General features: G+C 34.7%; 8 protein-coding genes and 1 pseudogene. 3 read left to right on the top strand and 6 right to left on the bottom strand.

The window, feature by feature from the left end; genetic code table 11:
* Positions 1-440 precede the first annotated feature (440 nt).
* Entirely contained in the window at positions 441-1208 is a 768-nt protein-coding gene (locus GIY03_RS02435; protein WP_457913546.1) for a DedA family protein, read from the top strand.
* Between the two features lie 4649 nt (positions 1209-5857).
* Here GIY03_RS02435 and GIY03_RS02430 read toward each other — a convergent pair.
* The 6 genes and pseudogenes from GIY03_RS02430 to GIY03_RS02405 all read right to left on the bottom strand — a co-directional run bounded on the left by GIY03_RS02430 (position 5858) and on the right by GIY03_RS02405 (position 16315).
* Positions 5858-6061, bottom strand: coding sequence for a hypothetical protein (locus tag GIY03_RS02430; RefSeq protein WP_457913545.1), 204 nt, complete (start codon positions 6059-6061; stop codon positions 5858-5860).
* Positions 6062-7695: 1634 nt separating this feature from the next.
* Positions 7696-8262 (bottom strand): CvpA family protein, encoded by a 567-nt coding sequence (locus GIY03_RS02425; protein WP_457913544.1) that lies wholly within the window; start codon positions 8260-8262, stop codon positions 7696-7698.
* A gap of 1291 nt (positions 8263-9553) precedes the next feature.
* On the bottom strand, positions 9554-10819 hold the full coding sequence (gene folC, locus GIY03_RS02420; protein ID WP_457913543.1) for a bifunctional tetrahydrofolate synthase/dihydrofolate synthase: 1266 nt from the start codon (positions 10817-10819) through the stop codon (positions 9554-9556).
* 29 nt (positions 10820-10848) lie between these two features.
* A complete protein-coding gene (accD, locus tag GIY03_RS02415) occupies positions 10849-11784 on the bottom strand; it encodes an acetyl-CoA carboxylase, carboxyltransferase subunit beta (protein WP_457913542.1) in 936 nt (311 codons plus the stop codon).
* A 1474-nt stretch (positions 11785-13258) separates the two neighbouring features.
* Positions 13259-14076 (bottom strand): annotated as a pseudogene (gene truA, locus GIY03_RS02410) (tRNA pseudouridine(38-40) synthase TruA).
* 1117 nt (positions 14077-15193) lie between these two features.
* Positions 15194-16315 (bottom strand): DUF3410 domain-containing protein, encoded by a 1122-nt coding sequence (locus tag GIY03_RS02405; protein WP_457913541.1) that lies wholly within the window; start codon positions 16313-16315, stop codon positions 15194-15196.
* A gap of 1486 nt (positions 16316-17801) precedes the next feature.
* Here GIY03_RS02405 and GIY03_RS02400 point away from each other — a divergent pair.
* Both GIY03_RS02400 and aroE read left to right on the top strand, forming a co-directional pair.
* Positions 17802-18371, top strand: coding sequence for a Sua5/YciO/YrdC/YwlC family protein (locus tag GIY03_RS02400; protein ID WP_457913540.1), 570 nt, complete (start codon positions 17802-17804; stop codon positions 18369-18371).
* Positions 18372-18385: 14 nt separating this feature from the next.
* Positions 18386-19210 (top strand): shikimate dehydrogenase, encoded by an 825-nt coding sequence (aroE, locus tag GIY03_RS02395; RefSeq protein WP_457913539.1) that lies wholly within the window; start codon positions 18386-18388, stop codon positions 19208-19210.
* Positions 19211-20071: the final 861 nt, after the last annotated feature.

Raw genomic sequence — 20071 nt, 5'->3', positions numbered from 1 at the left:
AATTTTATAGAATCTTTAAAAGGTTATATTAATTAAATCACACTAAGAGCAGTTATTACCAAACCTCTGCTGATTTAAGCGTAATATAACAGAAATAAATTAATAAAATAAGTTATTACGGTGCCGATAAGTGGTGCAAAATACAGATGCGGTTAAATCCGCAGACTTGACCTTAACTGACACTATATCAAAGAATTCTATTCTAGCAGATGAATAATCCTTATATATTTCCTGCTAGTTATATGTTCTGAATTGTCATCTTGAATCTCTTGAATATAAAATATAATGACTAGGGTAGGCTTGAAGGGTAAACTATCTGTTTAGTAGAGTAATAATTTATAGCATTGTAGATAAATTAAAACAGATTATGCATTGGTTGATTAGCACTTAGTATTACGCAACAATTTACCCTTTGTTTTTACCTAGTAAATCGAGGTTTAATGGAACCTTATTTAGAACATTTAATTACGCAGTCATTAGTTGTCACTCTTACGGTTATTGTTTTAATTAACTTTCTAGAATCGCTTGCACTAGTTGGTTTGTTATTACCTGGGACACTAATGATGACCAGTATCGGCGTACTAATTGGTGGTGGGAAAATAGATTTTTATTACGCGTGGGCAGCTAGTATAGTAGGTTGTCTACTAGGGGATTGGATTTCTTACTGTATTGGTCGACTTTGTAAGGATTCTCTTTATCGTTGGTCTTTCCTAAAAAAACATCAAGTAGTTCTTGATAGAACTGAAAAAGCACTTTATCAGCATAGTATTGCTACCATCCTGATTAGTCGTTTTATTGGCCCTATGCGTCCGTTAGTGCCGATAGTAGCTGGTATGCTTAATCTTCCCTCACATAAATTTGCTTTACCGAATAGCATTGGCTGTATCACTTGGCCGCCAATTTATTTCTTTCCGGGCATTTTAGCTGGTGTAGCGATTGATATTCCTGATAACGACAATAGCGGGTTATTTAATTGGTTATTATTAATATTTTTTTTACTAATCTGGATGTCAGTCTGGCTAACCTGGCGTAAGTGGCGAAAAGATAAATTTTATATTGATAGTTTAAGTGAGTGGTTGCCGCCAGAGCGGCTGCGCATGCTCTGTGTATTGAGTTGGTTAGCAGTACTAATTGTTGGCTACTTCATGAGTCAACAAAAACAGATATTGATTTACCGACACCTGCTATGGCAGGTTTTGTTTGGTTGAGGTTCTACACAGCAGTATAGTCCTTTAGATTATTGAAGAGGGATAGTAGATTGACTTCAACTATTGCATATATGGAATTCCATTTATTATATTGAAGTGTTATTTATAACATTTAATGCGAAGGCCGCTGGTATTTTATCACCTCACACTGTTTCTGTTAAACCGTCATAATCAATCTAACTAGCTATTCGTAATAGTGTGCGTAGCGCAATACGCCAAGCATCTTTTAGATTTTACAAAATTATTAGTAATGTTAACTTGTGATTTTTACATGGTGGTTGTAGAAACTGAAGTATTTTATATCGTAGTTCTGGATGAAGACTTGAAAAAGGTTCATCGAATAGTAAGATTTAGCGTTGTTTATTAAACGAAGTATAGGACAATGCGCTTTCGTTGTCCACCAGATAATTAGCAGAATAACTGTAGAAGCGGTTCTTTGTATTACCTTACAAGTGATGCGTATTAGGTTATTCAGTTGCTCTATAAGTTAGTTGAAGTCCTGGGTGCAGACCACGTCCAGTAATTTTTTCTCTACCTTCAGGTGAGTGAAGCGATTTTTTCTTGAAATACTATTAGACTAGGCGTTGAGCAGATGGCGTAGCGACATGATCGATATCGTTAAATATCAATGTATAATGAGTATTAGACAAAAATCTATCGATTAAATTGAGTAAAGTGCTTTTTACGCTATACTTGGTCTTAATTTTTCAATGCATTCGCTGGGTTGGACACATAAACTCAAGTATCGTGGTAGGTATTCATAGTGATCGTTTAACTTTGAAGTATTAGGATATATTTCATCTCTTAAAATATAATTAAGTTAGCTGTCTTTATGCTGTAATTTTCTGTGCATTTGGACTATTATTAGCAGTGTTTAAATCTATTAAAATTATATCATCATTTCCGATATAGGTAAATTTTCATTTATACGGTAATATATGCGCGCTGTATTTTAGTTAGCACTTTTTATACCTTGTAATCTATTAAGTATGGCTCTTTGGTCATTGTTTAATCAGAGTAAACATTAATAGGTAAAGCATAATCGTAGACGTAACGCAGCTATTGTGCTATCATGACTTCGGTAGGAACCCAGCTGTTCGTAAAGAACAGGTAAGGTAAAACATAGACGTTGCTAATAAAACGACTATACCATAATTGCCGATTGATAATACGCCACCAAAGGTTATTGTTTTTTAGAGGCTGGAGTAGCGCTGTTAGTACAATGAGTTACAGTCGTTGCCAGTTTTTTACTATTAATCATAATGACAGCATGCCATGCTATAGAGTTCAACTCTAGAGATTGCATATCGAATGTTCTAGAACTCTTAGTGTGTAAGGTAACGTCATAAGAGTCTTACTAAAATCACTAGTGTATAAGGTGATCGTGGTGCTTACGAGTATCACTACAAAGTAAGAAAAAACCTTTAGATAGTCAAAGTCTAGGTATTACGAGGATAATGATTTCGTCTAGTTACAGTGTGTAAATGAAACCTAGTGGTTATCGTAGTTTTTGTTCAAGGTTACTCCGTAGCATCATTATAGTAAATACTATATATAATAACTTTGTACTAAGTGAGATGTATGTAGAAGTTTACGACGCCTGCTATAACTATGACAGGCGCAGACTATTATTTGTATTGTTTAATTCATACCGTTGATTATATTTCCGTTAATAGTAGACTGAGGAAACTAGAAAATAGCGAAGCTTAACAAGCTATAATTAATGCAGAACCAAAAATTATCTGATAGATTACGCCCAATATGTATGGGTATTACCGTCTAGCATGCATGATGCTGTAGCTAATTAAGTAACATCAACTTGAGGCTACAGTCTTATTAGATCAGCGCTAACATCGCTATACGGCTAAGATTATCTGCGTAATGTAATACTTGTTAGATCGCAATCGCCAAAGTAGCAGCCTAAGGCCCGTTACCTAGTGTTATCAAAGTAACAAAAGTTTATGAAGCACAGCATTAAGATAAGTTTAATGATCATTAGAACGTAGTTGTATAGTATTAGCCATGCAACGATTAGCCACGATTGCCAGCCATGCATATCGAGTGGAGCTGCTATTTTGTACAATTAGAGAATACTACTCCCCAACGTTTATAAAAGCAATCGACTGGCTACTAGCAGTGTACAGAATAGATTTGATGGTAAATACCATACAAACTGTGTAGTAAAAATTATAGTCAATCCTTATCCAACTAAATAATATAGTTAGCCAGTCCGCACCGACCATAGAAGGTGATGGGTGTAAAGATCTTTACTAGAACCAGTGATAGTAATGTGATAGCAATCACTCTAACCGCGACTGTCTAGCAAAATTAGTCACAGTATAACGTGTATGCTAAAAAAATCGCAGATAGAATTGAAAATAGTGCTGAGAGTAGCGTTTTCTAGGAGTTAGAATATATCATGTGCGATAGGCAGGTGTACCCTATAAGCATGAAGTATAGCTCTAGTTTTTTCAGATATATGTCAACATGAAGATTCGCTCTCTATCATAGCGATAGTTATGATTAAATATAAAGTTAATCACTCCAACCATAATGAAGAAACGGTGAGCGACTGACGGTAGTTTACGACATCAAAAGTTAATTGATTCGAAATTTATCCATTGCGTCTTTGTGGCACTGACAGTCTTTTTTCGAAGAATAATCATATCTTTAAAACTGATTGTTAGTAAAGTCCTAATTATTGGGTGTATTTAGTGGCCGAGTGGAATATTACTCTGTAATGCTGGTTAAGCATAAACTATATAAAACGATTCACTAGTGCTATTTGTTTACTGACTGTGAATATTCTGGCTATTTTGATATGAAGATTATGACTCTCTGTGATAGGGAGGATGCGTAATTATCTTTTTGATAAGCGAACAGATTGAAAGATAGTGTAACTTAGCACTTATTAGTGTTTTTAAGATTTTTGATGCTTTTTTAGATTAGCTATGTTATCAACAAAAGAAAATCGCTATAGTCGTAAGGTATACAGCTTGTATTTTTAGCAGCTTGGTGTAGTTAGTTTTTTAAATCTCCATATCACTCGGGGAAAAACTAGTGTTCTGTGTAGTTTGCAGGAAGTTTTTATTTAGGCAAACACTACCGCGGTATTCTTGTTGTTCCTTCCATATGACAACGATGTAATAACCATACGCCATATGCTAGTATAAAGCATTGCAATTCGCGGTTACAGCTAGACTTAAGGGGTTATTTTACTATTAAACCAGGACTCCAGTCTGTAGATAAAATATCATAGGTATAAAATGTTGATATCCGTATATCATGCGCTGATATAGCGGATAAAATAAGCAAGCAGAATCGGTATTGATTACATTGCACTGCTAAAAAATATATATATAGAGGGGAGAGTCGCTATAAGATCATCAGGCTAGTCGATAGGTTTAAATCCTTTTGCTACTATTGATGGGGTTCGGTGTGATTAGTATTCTTTTAATAAGACAAAGCTGATGTCTTGTTTTATCTCTTGAACGTGTACCCTTTAACAGTGAAGCAGTGCAAAAGGAAAGACATTAAAAATTAATTCTATTGTAATTGTAGTTGTAGTCACATCACTATATCACAAAAATTTATTGAGCACGGATCGCAGTATTGCTTGTGTTAACCTATATGGTAAATATTAAGGATAAAATCGATTAATCCCGTTAGCTCATGAGTGTACGCTGTCGGGATGTGCAAAACAGTTAATTTGTATGGTCTTCCAGTATACAAATATAAACGTTCTTAATTTAAAGAGACGTGATATAACAGACTTACTCTCTTAGTTCTGTCGAGATATTTGACTATATCTTGAGGTATTTAGTGTACTAGCGATAGTAGCGTTCATGAATTATCTGATAAGTAATATTCTATTAATAGTACGCACTATTATTTAGTTAATGGATGACAAGATACCCCAATTCTGATACGATTTCCTGTGTTATTGTACCGAAATTATTACAGTTAAAACAAACTGTCATATACTGTATAAATATATTCACAAGAATAATTGATGCGCATGACGGATATTCTTTACTATCGTAACAGCTAATTAACACTAGTGAATCCTATTTAAATACTGTTTATTTGACAACAGAAGTCATGGCGAATATATGGTTTAATACGTATGTGGACAAACTTAGATAATAATGCATAAATTGCACATAAGAGGCCACTTGAACTTAAAATAATGATTTATACATAGTATACTCTAAAATAACAAGATTGTTTTTTGTTACAGATAGAAAATTCATCCAATAACATAGTAGCTTATACTCTTTTTGTGTTGTATGTAATCACTCTGAAAAATTAATCAAAAAACCACATAATAGTGATGAGTATCAAGCTATACTATTTGCGTGACTATAGGTTTATTCTTACTTAAAAAGAAAAATATGGAAGATATAAAATCATCATGAGAGAAATGTATATCTGTTTTAAAATTATTTAATAAACATTACAATGTTTATTGTTTATGAAACATTCTTAACTTGCACTAAAAGATATCATATATCGTTTATGATGACATTAGTAAATTTAAAATTACTATAAGTTAATTGGGTATATAAGATTTTCAGTATTAAAATCTACTTGAAATATAGTAAAAGATTAATCGATCACTCAATTAAGAATTTAATTGATAAGATTATTTATGTTTTTTCTAAATCATACAACACTGGTGATAAAGGTACAATTTCTGCAAGAATTTTTTCTGCTGGAATTATTAAGTATAAGTAATTGAAGTATAGCAGTGTTACTCGTCCACGTAACATGACCAAGTGATGTTCTTTTAATATTACATTAGCAGTACGGATTAAGTCAGTATCAGTATAGCTATTGACGATACTAGACAAGGTTTTTCGATCCAGGTCAAATATCTATATCTAACATTTTAAATGAACCGAACGAGATACATACGGCGATGTTATAAGTGGTGTCCAACTATGTTAGTTAGTATCTGAACTTTGCGTAACCTTAGCGCGGTTTATAACACTAGCTTCTGTCGCACCGCATGGCTTATCCAATAAGTTTTCATCTCCTTTATATTACGTCATATTTAAAGTAACTGAATTCCGTACATTGCACCGCTAGCACCAGAAATAGTAATGATTAGTTGTTGCATACAGTAGATTTTGCCTGAACAGTATAAGTACAGCCAGATTTGATTGAGATGATGAGAGGTAAGTGCATGATATGATACGAATATGCCACATAGCACAATGCTGTGTAACATCAGATTCTTTAGACTGTATTCTGTATTTTAAAAGTTTCTATGGTGCTTTGTGTATATCACGCTTCATTATAATTATACAATGATGCGAAATACTCTAAATATTACAATAATTTATTAGATTAGTGATCTTAATGTTATATCTGCATGAACTTTTTTTAATTACGTCATTTGCTGCTACAGTGAGTTGCAACATCTTCGATATAATTTTCTTGTAGATTAAATGATCTAGGTATAATATGAGTTGCGCTGTTAGGTTTATAACACGGTCTCGCTAATTTATTAAAAGTTAACGTTCTATTGTTCTGTTAAAAATCCTAAGAGTGCTATAGTTATATATCCATAATATAATACAGTAAAGAAACCTTTATAGATAAATACTTATAACACTTCTTTTGATAAGCATCTCATTGCTAAGATTAAACAGAATGAGTAGACCGGATGATTATATTAAAAAGTATTTGAATAACTTATGCTTTATGTGCCGCAATTATTACAGAATGTTTGTCGGTCTACTTTTGTTTTATAGACACCTATACTTATATTTGTGTTTACGATACTAAAAATTACAGTAAGATGCTAATAGAAAATATATGGGTGAAGCATTAATTTACATAATACTTTTGTTTTGTCGAGATATGAGCCTTAAAAATAAAATGTATTAATCTTTTGGGGAATGTGTATTAGTTAACGATTGAGATAAGACGAGAGCGTAAGTATACTTAACGAAAACTTTCATAAAGGGAAAAATTTTTAATCTTTTAGAACTAATACAGGCGTACGACGCTTAAATATTCATGGTTATCTGCAATGCTTTGAAAGTTATCGTATAGTTTGCGTTTGCTAGTATGGTTAAATATATCAGGTTATTTACGCATCATTTTGCTATCACCTTAAAATAATCTAAGGGTCCATTTATATGAAGTATAGTTATGCTTCTATAATTTAGTTGATTGAGTTATATAACTGGTACTAATCAGTAAAAATGAATATTTTATTTTTTCTTTATATTTATATGTGTAATTTTTTAACGAATAAGTATTATTTTTGCATTATCTTATAGTTAATTGATAAGTGGTGTAACCATATAGGTATGCATTATATTAAGTGCAATGTTGTGAGTGCTGGCGTTGCGCTAGGATTTTTTAACTAGAGCTCATGGCATTTGATAGATATAATCTAGCGTATCAATCTAGCGACGATATTGTCATGCGTTCTTGAAATGAGTATTAAAATCTTTTTGCATACTATGTTTCTCTAGGCGGCTATCAGCCGGTAGATAAATTGCATAGTAAGTGGAGAGTGTTGGAGATATTTAAATAACCACTTGATAATATATTTAAATTGCGGAGTAAGTGGAGAGTGTTGGAGATATTTAAATAACCACTTGATAATATATTTAAATTGCGGAATAAGTTGCGAGTGTTGCCAGTCTGCGCTTTGCGATAAACTAGTAAAAGTATCTAAAAAATATAAGATCGCTGTAACGATCAGCCCGCCGCGCGCAACGCCAAAACAGATACCAAATACCCGATTTATACTTAATAAACCCGTTTTTTTTATTAGAATACTTATCATATAGTTGCAGATAGCGCCAACGATTAGTATCGTAATAAACAAAATAACGATTGCGATGCTTTTCCTTATAAGTATATCTTTAAAACATGTTAAGTACAGAGCAAGGTTAGAGTAAAAATGACTAGAAACAAAAATAGCACAACCCCATGTTAATAGTGATAATGCTTCTCCTGCAAGTCCGCGCACTAGGCTTACTAGCATCGAAAAACCAATAAGTGATATAATGAGATAATCAATCCATATCATGAACTATTCCAATAATTAATCTGTTTATAAAATCTTGCAGGAGCCGATTTTCAACTCACTATGCCGTATCAGGTTCTTGAGATACATTCAAAGGTTTAAACTATAAATTTATCAATGAGATTTAATGTTTAGCTTGTTCTAATAGAAACGCAAGAATTTGCATCAGGATATTATCCTGACATATTTTACATGTAGATAGCAACAAGAACATATTTTAGCGATATTTTAAGAGAACAATAATGACTATATTCCTTTAATTACTATATGACTTTTAGTGCACTACGCTAACTTATGTTTTATAACAAACCTAGTAGAGATCACAAAAATTCACATAATCATATTTGATAGTTTTAAACTTTTTAAATTCTTACCGGACAATGAACTATTAAATCTTTTACGCTGTGATATTTTTTGATTGTGATGATTGAGTCGATTGATTTTTCATATTAAGCCATTTCTTGAGAAATATAGAATAGTACTACGTTAAACAACTGGTATGAAATGGGGAGAAGGACGCTAGGTAGTGTAATGTTACTATAAAGTGTGATAAGGAGAGCTAAGATTTCAAGAGCTTTTAGCAAGATAAATGGTGTAGTACGTGCTTATAAAAATTACGCCTATAAATAATCGTATACGGTGCGCGCGGATTTTAGATAGTACTAAATTTTGGATTAACGTACGCTATATAATTTTATTTTTCTATTCCCGTCGCTAATAGCATGCATCGCTAATAAAGAAGACTACAGTTGGCTTTTTTTAAAATCGGGTCCTATATAATAAAGAGAAGTGAAGTTCCTTTGAAGCGGTGTGGATGGCATGCTAAAAGCACGATAGCTAAAAAACGGAGTGAAGCTAAAATTTATCTACCTCAGCAGTATTTATCAGTACATCGCGTGTGACATATAGGCTTTTCCAATTAGAGCTTGTTCTATCGCTGAATTATCCCTATAGGCAGGTTTGTGTTTTAGTATGAGATTAGACGTTAAAGTTGGCCTCGTATAAGATGTGCTCGCCTAGGATATATCTTCCTTTACCGATGATAATGTGTCGTTGCTTGTTATGGAGTAAGTTACTAGTTTATTAGTTCTTTTTTTTTGATGTAAACATTTTTTGTTGCCGTAAGTAGCATAGTATTTGCTATGAGAATGCTCGGTTTTTGCACCGATGGAATGGTTGTAAATGTGTATTAGTGAGGTGTATTTGTGTTTTCTAATAGTTCTGGTAAGAGATTAGTTCCTAATGTGCACTACATCAAACTGCTGATTAGTCGGTTCTGCAATCTATTGTACACTTATCTTCTCGCCTTCTCGTTTAATGCTATCATTACTTGTCCTACAGTATGGAAGGATCCAAAGACGATTATAATATCTTGTTTATTGGCATCTCGCATCGCTTTTCTCCACGCAGTTTTAATATCGGTAAACTGATGCGCTGCTATTAAATGTTGTGCTAAAACTTCTGCGTGAGCACCTCGGGTGTTATTAATAGATGCACAGTACCAGACATTGACTTGTGTACGAAGGCATTCGAGAGTGCCTGCGATGTCTTTATCTAATAACATCGCGACTACAGCATATACTTTTCCGCCGTTGCGTGGCAGCGTCGCTAGACGATTTGCCAAATAAGTAGCGGCATGTGGGTTATGGGCTACATCAAATATCAGCCTTGGTTCACGGCAGATGAGCTGAAAGCGGCCAGGTAGCATAGTATTACGTAACCCGATATGAATTGCTGGATAGTTTATTTTTAAAGGAGAGTAATTCAGTGCTGCTAATGCGGTAGCAGCGTTAACTAGCGGCACATTCGGTATTGGTAAGTCAGTTAACAATGTTTTATGCGTTTTCCACTGCCATCGCTCACCTTGTTTACTGTAACTCCAGGTGTGTCCGTTGCGATAAAGTAATGCCCCTAGTGTTGTTGCCGTTTGTTGAATACTCGCTGGTACATCTAACTCTCCCACTATGGCTGGTTTTCTGTAACGAAAAATACCAGCTTTTTCATTTCCGATGCTTTCGCGGTCCTTACCCAAGCAATCAGTGTGGTCCAATGCAATGTTAGTGATCACTGCTACATTTGGCTCGACGATATTTGTGGCGTCTAATCGTCCACCTAAACCGACTTCTAAAATTACCACATCTAATTGTGCTTGCTTAAAAAGATATAATGCAGATAGAGTGCTAAACTCAAAATAAGTCAACGAGGTTTTTCCTCGGCTTTTCTCAATTGCAGAGAAAGAGCGGATGAATTGCATTTTGCTTAATGGTATTCCTTGGATACGCACACGCTCAGTATAACACACTAGATGCGGTGAACTATAAACACCAACACGTAGACCAGCGGCTAACAGTATGGCTTCTAGAGTGCAACAGGTAGTGCCTTTTCCATTAGTACCAGCAATAGTAAAGACTATTGCTGCAGGCATGAGTACTTCAAGATTTTCTGCAACGTGTGCAACACGTTGCAGGCCGAGTTCAATTGTCTGTTTGTCAAGATTTTCTAAATAGTACAGCCACTCGTTTAGTTGTGATGCAGTATGAGCAAGTCGTAGATTTTGCATGAGTTTTTCACCTAGACATCGTTCATAGATTAATTATGTCTTGTATGCTCTGAGCTTCCGGTATTGTGCTGATTTTTTCGTGTTATAATTGGCGTTGTTTTATTAAAGTATGGCTGCGGTTGATGTGTTAGATTAGCAAGGATGCTAGCTAAGGTTTTACGTATTTTTTTACGACATACAATCATATCAATCGCACCTTTGTCAATGAGGAACTCGCTACGCTGAAAACCAGGTGGTAATTTTTCTCGTACGGTTTGTTCGATAACGCGTGGTCCGGCAAAACCTATTAATGCTTTTGGTTCAGCGATATTGATATCACCTAACATAGCTAGACTAGCGGACACTCCACCCATGGTGGGATTAGTGAGTACAGAGATGTAAGGCAGACCACAGTCTTGTATTTTAGCTAGCGCAGCGCTGGTTTTTGCCATTTGCATCAGTGATATTAGCGCTTCTTGCATACGTGCACCACCGCTCGCAGAAAAGCAAACTAACGGGCTATGGTCTTTAAGTGCTTCCTTTGCTGCACGTACAAATCGTGCTCCAACCACGGACGACATAGAGCCACCTATAAAAGCAAATTCAAAAGCGGCAGCTACGATTGGCATGCCGTATAATTGACCCTTCATTACCACCAATGCGTCTTTCTCATTCGTTGCTTTTTGTGCAGCGATTAAGCGTTCTTTATACTTTTTTGAATCTTTAAACCTTAGAATGTCGTTCGGCTCTAGTTCGCTCCCCAATTCTACTTCACTACCTTTATCTAGTAGGCTGTGCAAGCGTATACGGGCTGTTATACGCATGTGATAATCGCACTTAGGGCATACTTGAAGATTGCGTTCAAGTTCGTCGCGATAGAGAACTTGATTACAGTTATCGCATTTAGTCCAGACGCCCTCAGGAATATTCGCCTTACGGTTTTGTGTAATGTCATTCTTATTAAGAATGCGCTCAATCCAGCTCATTGATAACCTTTCTATTAAAATCTAGCCAACACTACCGTGCTATTCAAACTACCTCAAAAAGCTTTGGGAAGTTCGAAATAAGGTCATAACGACGTTTATTAAAACCTGCGAGATTAATTATACAGGAAAAACTAAAAAACCGAAAGATTAAACAAGAGTTTTATTTTTAATGTTTCACTATTAAAATATGATAATATACGGCAGAGTTATCTTAATGATTATCTTTATTATTAAAGATATTACATTTTCTATGATTCTTTTACCAAGCTTATAACATAACTAATATAAACCAATACTAACACGTAAAGTAGTATATTAATTATAATATACACGTATATTCATTCAGATATTTAATTTTATATATTCTATCACATGACAGAATAAGTGTTGCTGATCGCCAAGAAACAGGTAACACGTTAGTATTTTCATTACAGACGCCGAGACAGGAAAAATGCAATAGTATAAAATTTATTCTCTCGGTTTTCAGGGATTGTTACTGCTACATAATTGTAGATAGTTTTCTGTTATAAAATTTCAAGCTATCAATATAGCGGTAAGAACCAAAAGAGTAGCTATTTGTGCTTTAAAAGATTGGAGATCGTACAGTCATCTGATCGTAGTGTAGATTGCAAAAACTTATTAGGTATTTATCGGATATTTAATACTAGCTATATGAACTATTATTCACATGATGATTTAATAATAGGTATTTGCTATACCATTTCAGGTATAGCAAACTAGCTAAATTGGAAGAGTTTTACCTAAAACCGCTTTTTGGGTGTTATTGAAATATAGCAAGAAAGAACATAGATGTTCCTTGAATGCTGAAGAAACAAAAACAGATATGACGTATAATAAATTATCTTGTACATAAAGAATTTTTGTGGAATGAAAATACAAGACTACTAGATTCTATCTAGAAAATCTAAGATAGTAGGAAATAGTATGAGTTACATGTGTAAAAAAAATTATGAGTGTTCTAAACTTGATAGATATCGCCAGCACGGTAATTTCTGCATATGATGTGCCTGAGATTACATGTGTTACTTATTATCTCAAGAGATTTTATTTAATAATCCAGACAAAGTATATAATACAGAATAGAGTAGATTGTCACCGTCAAATACTGGTAAAACTTGCAAGATAGTAATAAGTGCGGGGATTTAATAATCTGTTTTCTACAGGCAAATTTTAAGTTGATAAATGTTATAGAAAGCTACAAATTAGAAAAAACCACCATTCCTGCATTTTCATTATGCTCCTAATAGCAGGTAATAACTTGTTTCTTATAAAACTATGTCACTAGGAGTGAAAGTACGACTATTTCATAGAATGAGCGATGCTGGCTAGATTATTAAGAAAATTATTGCAAGTTAATATAATATAAACTTAGTAATATTCATAAGTACTTTTGCTAAAATCAGATATTTTTTAGCTGACCAACAAAGGATTCATAAGGTTAAAACACCGGTTTTTAACGATCTATTAAAAATAAAGGCCCAACTGGTGGCTTTGGGAGAGCAAAATGCGTAGGATAATCGACTTCAACCAAATACAAGCCTTCAGCTCGTGCTGTGGGTGCGGCCATGTTACGATTTCTTAACTTTAGTAATTCGGCCAGCCAAATCTTCGTCCGTTTACCACAGCCAATCTCCATTAGACTACCAACAATATTGCGTACCATATGATGCAAAAAGTAGCTTTGATATCTACCACGAGATATTCACCTTGACGTGTAACCTTAATATGCTGGATATTACGCCATGGTGTATATGATTGGCATTGTGCAGAACGAAAAGAGGTAAAGTCGTTCTCACCCAGTAACACCTGTGCTGCGAGGTGCATCCGAGCAGCATCTAACGGATAGCAAAAATGGGTGACGCCTTTTTGTAATAAGGCTGGACGATTGTGATTATTGTATATAATGTAGCGATAGCGGCGTGCAGTAGCGCTAAAACGGGCATGAAAATCATTAGTGACAGCGCTTACCCAACGCACAGAAATACTCGGTAATAAATGGGTGTTTACTCCCATAGTCCACGCAGTATCTTTGCGATATACGCTGGTTTCAAAGTGTACTACTTGACCAGTAGCATGTACTCCGGCGTCAGTACGTCCAGCACATACTACTTTGATCGGTGCATCGGCTATCTTACTTAATGCTTTCTCTAAGTAGTGCTGTACAGTAGCTACTTTTTTCTGCTGCTGCCAGCCACAATACAGGCTGCCATCATATTCGATACCTAATGCAATCTTTTGTGTTGGTGGACTGTAGATAGCAATCTTAGACATGAATATATTTGCTCCTATATTAGGTATTCTGCAACTGTTACTGTAATACAGTGCTTTATTAAAATATGCATCGTTTGTCATGGACCAGAATTTTAGTAGTCTTTGAATGCCATAGTTAATATAAGGCGAACCATACTTAAAATTTTACTTGATGTCTGTTTTACATAACACTAATTGCCCTGTCTGCGTTCAGTTGAATAACTTCAACTTTTTCTAGGTCACTGCATATTTCTCCTTCGGCAATTAAGTAGCAGAATATCAAATGTGACCATCAGAGTAGTGGTCATATAAGAATAATCACTGTATACAAGTTACTAGGAACAGTGATTTTGTATCTAGAAAAACTTATTAATTTTAATTAACAAAGCATTGTAGGCATGTGATGCTGTTTTATGATGAGGACACAGGAATGAGTTTTATATTTATAATCAGATTATACACTTACTTCGGCAAAAAATTACGAAGTAAGTGTATATTCTAACTTGCTAATCACTTGCTGTTATTTGTGATGCGGTAAATTTGATATGTATGTCCTAGTCTGTAGACAGGTAAACATTATTTATTCAGTTACCGGTATCATCTTCAATGAAAATTAACCCATTGTACTATCGGCACTAATTATAATATTATAGCTATGATCATACGACATCCTTACTAGAGAATAGCATTGATCCATAAAAGTAATGGTTCTTGTAACAATGCAAAAAAAACACTTAACGTACTATAGCAACAGTGTTAAGCGTTATAACACTTTAACATTGCAGTAGAAGATATGCTTTTCAGTATTGTATGTAAATAGATAAGCAACGTGGTTACGAATGGATAATGTTGTCTGACAATTCTTAATCATCTTCGTTTATCCATTATCGCTCTATGATTGCTATAAAATTAGTCATGCAGATGTAGTGTAAGCTTGATATTTGAAGGATAGGATATCGTGGTAGGGCTTAGTTAGTCAAAACAATAGTATGTAACATTATTAATTTATTATTTTTTAATAGTTTAAATCTCACGCAGAATACTTTTATTTATTTAAAATTATATGAGCAGTTCTTAAAAAGAACACTAGATATATCCTATTATAGTGCTAAGTATATGTGAATATTTTACAATGTATCTACAGTACATTGAAACCGAGTGCAATCAGTAACTCTATACTGGTGCTATCGTTACATTGAATGTACAAAGAAGACCACTCACGACGCTCTTGATGGTATTTTCGTAAACGATCAAACTCACCTGTTATTCCAGCAAAGGTACGTAACATTGAGTTATCATGACGTACATCATATACTAAGTGAATTAATTCTTTTAATTTACTTTCATTCAATTCACTACGTAGTTGAATAAAATTAAGTTTTGCTTTTGGTAGAAGTGAGGTGAGTGTAACTTGTTGTGGGCGTCCTAAATAGCGGCTATAAGCCTCAAATATTTGAGTAGTACCACGTGCCTTGCCTTCTAAAGTATGGCCAGCGATATGCGCAGTTCCGATGTCTACATGTTCCAGTAACGGAAGAGAAAGATTAGGTTCTGATTCCCAGACATCTAGTATGATGCGTAGTTGTTTACCTTTTTCGAGGGCTTGTAATAGCGCCGCATTGTCAACAACCGCTCCACGGCAAGTATTAATTAAAATACGATTGTCTGGTATTGCCGCTATAAGATCGGCATTAATCAGATGCCATGAAGCATACGGGCCTGATTGGTTCAATGGTGTATGGAGGGTTAGTACATCAGCTTCTGTCACTAGTTTTTCCAGAGGAAAAAATTCTCCTATATCACCACGCGCAGCGCGGGGTGGGTCACATAGTAGTGTATTGACACCTAGTGCTTTTAATCGAGCATGTAAACACGCACCAATATTACCTACTCCAACAATACCGATAGTTTTATCACGTAGCTGAAAACCGTCACGTTCACCAAGAACGAATAAAGCGGAAAGTACGTATTCAACTACCGCGATAGCATTACAGCCTGGTGCAGAAGAAAAACCAATGCCTTTTTGCTGTAGCCAAGATTGATCAATATGATCAGTTCCAGCTGTAGCGGTACCAACAAAATCAATACAGCTATTAGCTAGAACTTCTGAATTTACCTGAGTCACTGAACGCACCATCAGTGCTGCGGCATCTATTAGCGCATTTTTCGAGATTGCTCGACCGCGAACCGCCTGCACGTCACCTAGACGACCGAATAATTTTTCCGCATAAGGCATATTTTCATCAAATAGAATTTTCACTATGTTCTCCGATAGTTTAGTGTCACTTATCTGTGAAATTGTGTACGATTGTTTTTTAGTGTGTGAAAATTATTATATAGGATTAACTAATACCCAAAGCTTTTACAAACTCTTAAAAGTGATGTCACCACATCAGGATAAAAGCAAAATCTTTACTATCCTTTTGATTTACATATATTTCAATAGAGTACTTATTAATTGCAATACGATTCTTTGAGATACAGCCTGTAATTCAAATGTCAGATTATAGACAAAGCCGTGCGATAAAGTTGTTTCGTATATCTCGTAATGTATGCTGTGTAAAAACGTACACTTGCAACACGTTTAAAATATTTTCAACGAATACTATTTCTTTTCTTAGTATTCTTGACTATTAGTAAATCATTATATCCGATTCACCTGACATTGTATCCTGTACTACCTAAAGTACGCATTCAGCTTGCGTTATTATATGTCAACTCAGCTTTGATTATATATTGCAAAAGAAATATAATATTTTTCATATAATACTGTTATTACGGCAAGGTACTCATTATCTACAACCTTCTTGTTCATCACTAATTCTCTAAGTTTTTCGGTGTTTTATAATGATAACTAGCCTCGCAATATATAAAGTATGTTTTGTTTTATTCGGTAAATATCCTTAGATGTGATAAAAGGGACAATATTTCATATTTTAGCTTATCCTATATAAGTACCACTGTTTTAGCTGCATTATTCAAACGTAACATATTTATGCTATTTTAATAGATATATAAACTCCTTTTGTTTGTTTTTTTAGGATTTTAGAGCAGGTATCTAAAAATCAGGAATATAGTAGGTTTTTTATACTTTGCGTGCATACCATAGCTTAGCCAACAGTTTTATTGTCTTAGCTTCATTTTTAGATATGTATGTTTCTTAGGAGTGCTTATTGCATTAGTTACCACATGTATAACAGCAATCTAATAGTTTCCTATAAATAAGGTTATCAGAATGTATTTATTTAGTCTTACGAAAATAATATAGCAGATATTGCGGAATGTATTCATTATCTGCAAGATAATCTGTTTGGTTAATAGAAAATTTACGCATAAACAATTAATGAGCTCCGCAGTATATATTACGCTTAGATCACTAATTAAATCGCCTATTTTGACCTGTATTCCCTATTTTCAGTCTTAACTAATATGCTAAGACAAGGAATATCTCGTACAAGAGAAGAGGAAAAATAACTCTGAAGTATAATATTTCTAAGTCAATATGAAACTTTATACAATCGTATTTTTTCTTATTGCGTTACTGATTATGGAACAGTATATATTCTGTCATCTATTTTCTGGAAATTGTAATACTCATGCTTATCAGGTAAGATAGTCTTATGAAACATTCATTATCTTTAATGAGTCACATTACATTTTTATGGAAAAACATACATAAAAGATTCACATGCTGTTGATTTAATAAACGTTTCAGAAACTAGCAATATTTATTGAATAATTATATAATGAAATCAGAATGTACTTCGAATCTCGCGTTTATTATTAATGTTTTATATAATCATCAAGTTATTGCTTATCCTACCGAAGCTGTTTTTGGCTTAGGATGTGACCCAGATAGCAGTCAAGCAGTTAATAGGTTATTGCAATTAAAACAGCGATCATGGAAGAAGGGACTAATCCTTATTGCCTCTGACTATCAGCAGTTAATCCGGTATGTTGATGACAGCGTCTTAAGTAAGCAGCAACGTGACATAATCTTAAAAAGCTGGCCTAATCCTGTAACTTGGGTAATTCCTGCTCGCCCTGAAACTCCGCGTTTTCTAACGGGGCTCTTTAATTCACTAGCGGTACGTGTCAGCGCCCATTTGCCGATACAGAACTTGTGTCGTCAGTATGGAAAACCGTTGGTATCAACGAGTGCTAATTTTAGCCAGCGAGAACCATGTCGTAATTTAGATGAGGTAAAACAGCAATTTGGAGCTACATTTCCGGTTTTATGTGGTAGTGTTGGTTCTTGCTTGCACCCCTCAGAAATCAGAGATGCTTTAAGTGGAAAACAGCTCCGACAGAGTTAGAAAAGGTAATGTGCATGGATAAATTTGCAGTATTTGGTAATCCTATTAGCCACAGTAAATCACCATTGATTCATGCGTTATTTGCTACGCAAACCGGGATTGATCATTCTTACGGTACTGTATTGGCTTCTTTAGAAAACTTTGAATCCAGTTTAAACGCTTTTATTAGTGCTGGTGGTCAAGGGGCGAACATCACTGCACCTTTTAAAGAGCGTGCTTTTAAAATAGCGTCTGAGTGTAGTGTACGCGCTTCCTTGTCTGGGGCTGTAAATACGCTTAAAGTATTACCATCAGGTGGTTTGTTAGGAGATAATACTGATGGTATCGGCCTATTAACCGACCTGAAATATCAAAAATTAATCTGGCCGCAAGATCATATTTTGCTAGTAGGAGCCGGTGGTGCAGCGCGCGGTGCAATCTTAGAGCTTTTGTCTTTTGGATGCACAATAACAGTTACCAATCGAACTTTTAAGCGGGCACAGGAATTAGTTCGAGCGTTTCAACACCTTGGTACGATTTTAGCGCAACCCATTAATCAACTTAATAAGCAGCGACAGTTTGATTTAATAGTAAATGCTACGACCTCTGGTATCAACGGTGAAATACCTATTTTACCAGATGGCGTCCTAAATTGTTATACCCGCTGTTATGACATTTGCTATCAGAAAAGGGGAAGAACGCCATTTCTTCTTTTTGCGCAGCAACAGGGGGTCAGGAATTACGCTGATGGTTTAGGAATGCTGGTAGGTCAGGCGGCTCATGCATTTTTTCTCTGGCATGGTATTATGCCTAAGGTTAAACCGGTATTGCATTGGTTGCGCAGTCAGATGGCACAATAATGTAGATGAGATCTGTTGAAAAGCATAAAGAATAAGGTGGTCATACTCTTTTCCCGTATTTTCCTTCAGGAAATGCTTATAGCTTTTTTGTATCTATATGAAGTACTTTAAACTGTTTGATCTACCGATCATCTTATGTTATGCAATCTAAGTGCAGACATCATTACCGCATTTCTTAAACCATCCAGAGCGTTATCATAGTGCAAGGTATTTCTACTCGTGCTCGTGTCAACTAGTCTACCAGTTAAAAGACGTATAAGCTTTTCAACATTCCAAGATAATCTTGGCATTCATGTGCTTTAAGATAAATACAGTTCCCGTACGAGGTTGAGTGTATCTTATATAATTATCTAAAAATTTAGATGATTGAGCAGGTTAATATTTTTATTATTTTTTATCATTTTCAATATACTATGACACTAGTCATATAGTGGCGACTAGTGTGTTTGTTAGTGATTTGCTAATAAACTATGGTAACTCCATAAAGTGTATAACGATAGCTGAGGTTCTTTCAGTATAAGAATGACGTTTACTTTTTAGCCATGTCTTTTTAGAATAATTACATGACGTTAGTTAGATTTAGTGTCTCAACTTAGAGGTTCCGTAGTGTGAGTGATTGGGATAAATATTATAAATCTAATATCATAAATAATCTGGTATTGCGCATTTAGTTTTTCAACGGTCAACAACGATTTAGTAAACCTACACTATCAATATAGTAGTTTGATGAGCATTGTATGCTCTGCTATCAAGGTGTGTATGTAGTTTGGATGATTATCGATGAAATTTACGTAGAAATTTATGGCAGTATTTACGACGCCTTGCCTGCCATGTTAAATGAATGTGACTTATTATAAATTA

The organism is Candidatus Gillettellia adelgis (assembly GCA_020541285.1).
Lineage (GTDB): Bacteria > Pseudomonadota > Gammaproteobacteria > Enterobacterales > Enterobacteriaceae > Gillettellia > Gillettellia adelgis.
Note: the sequence above shows the minus strand (reverse complement) of the source record. Positions and strands in the feature narration are given on the sequence as shown.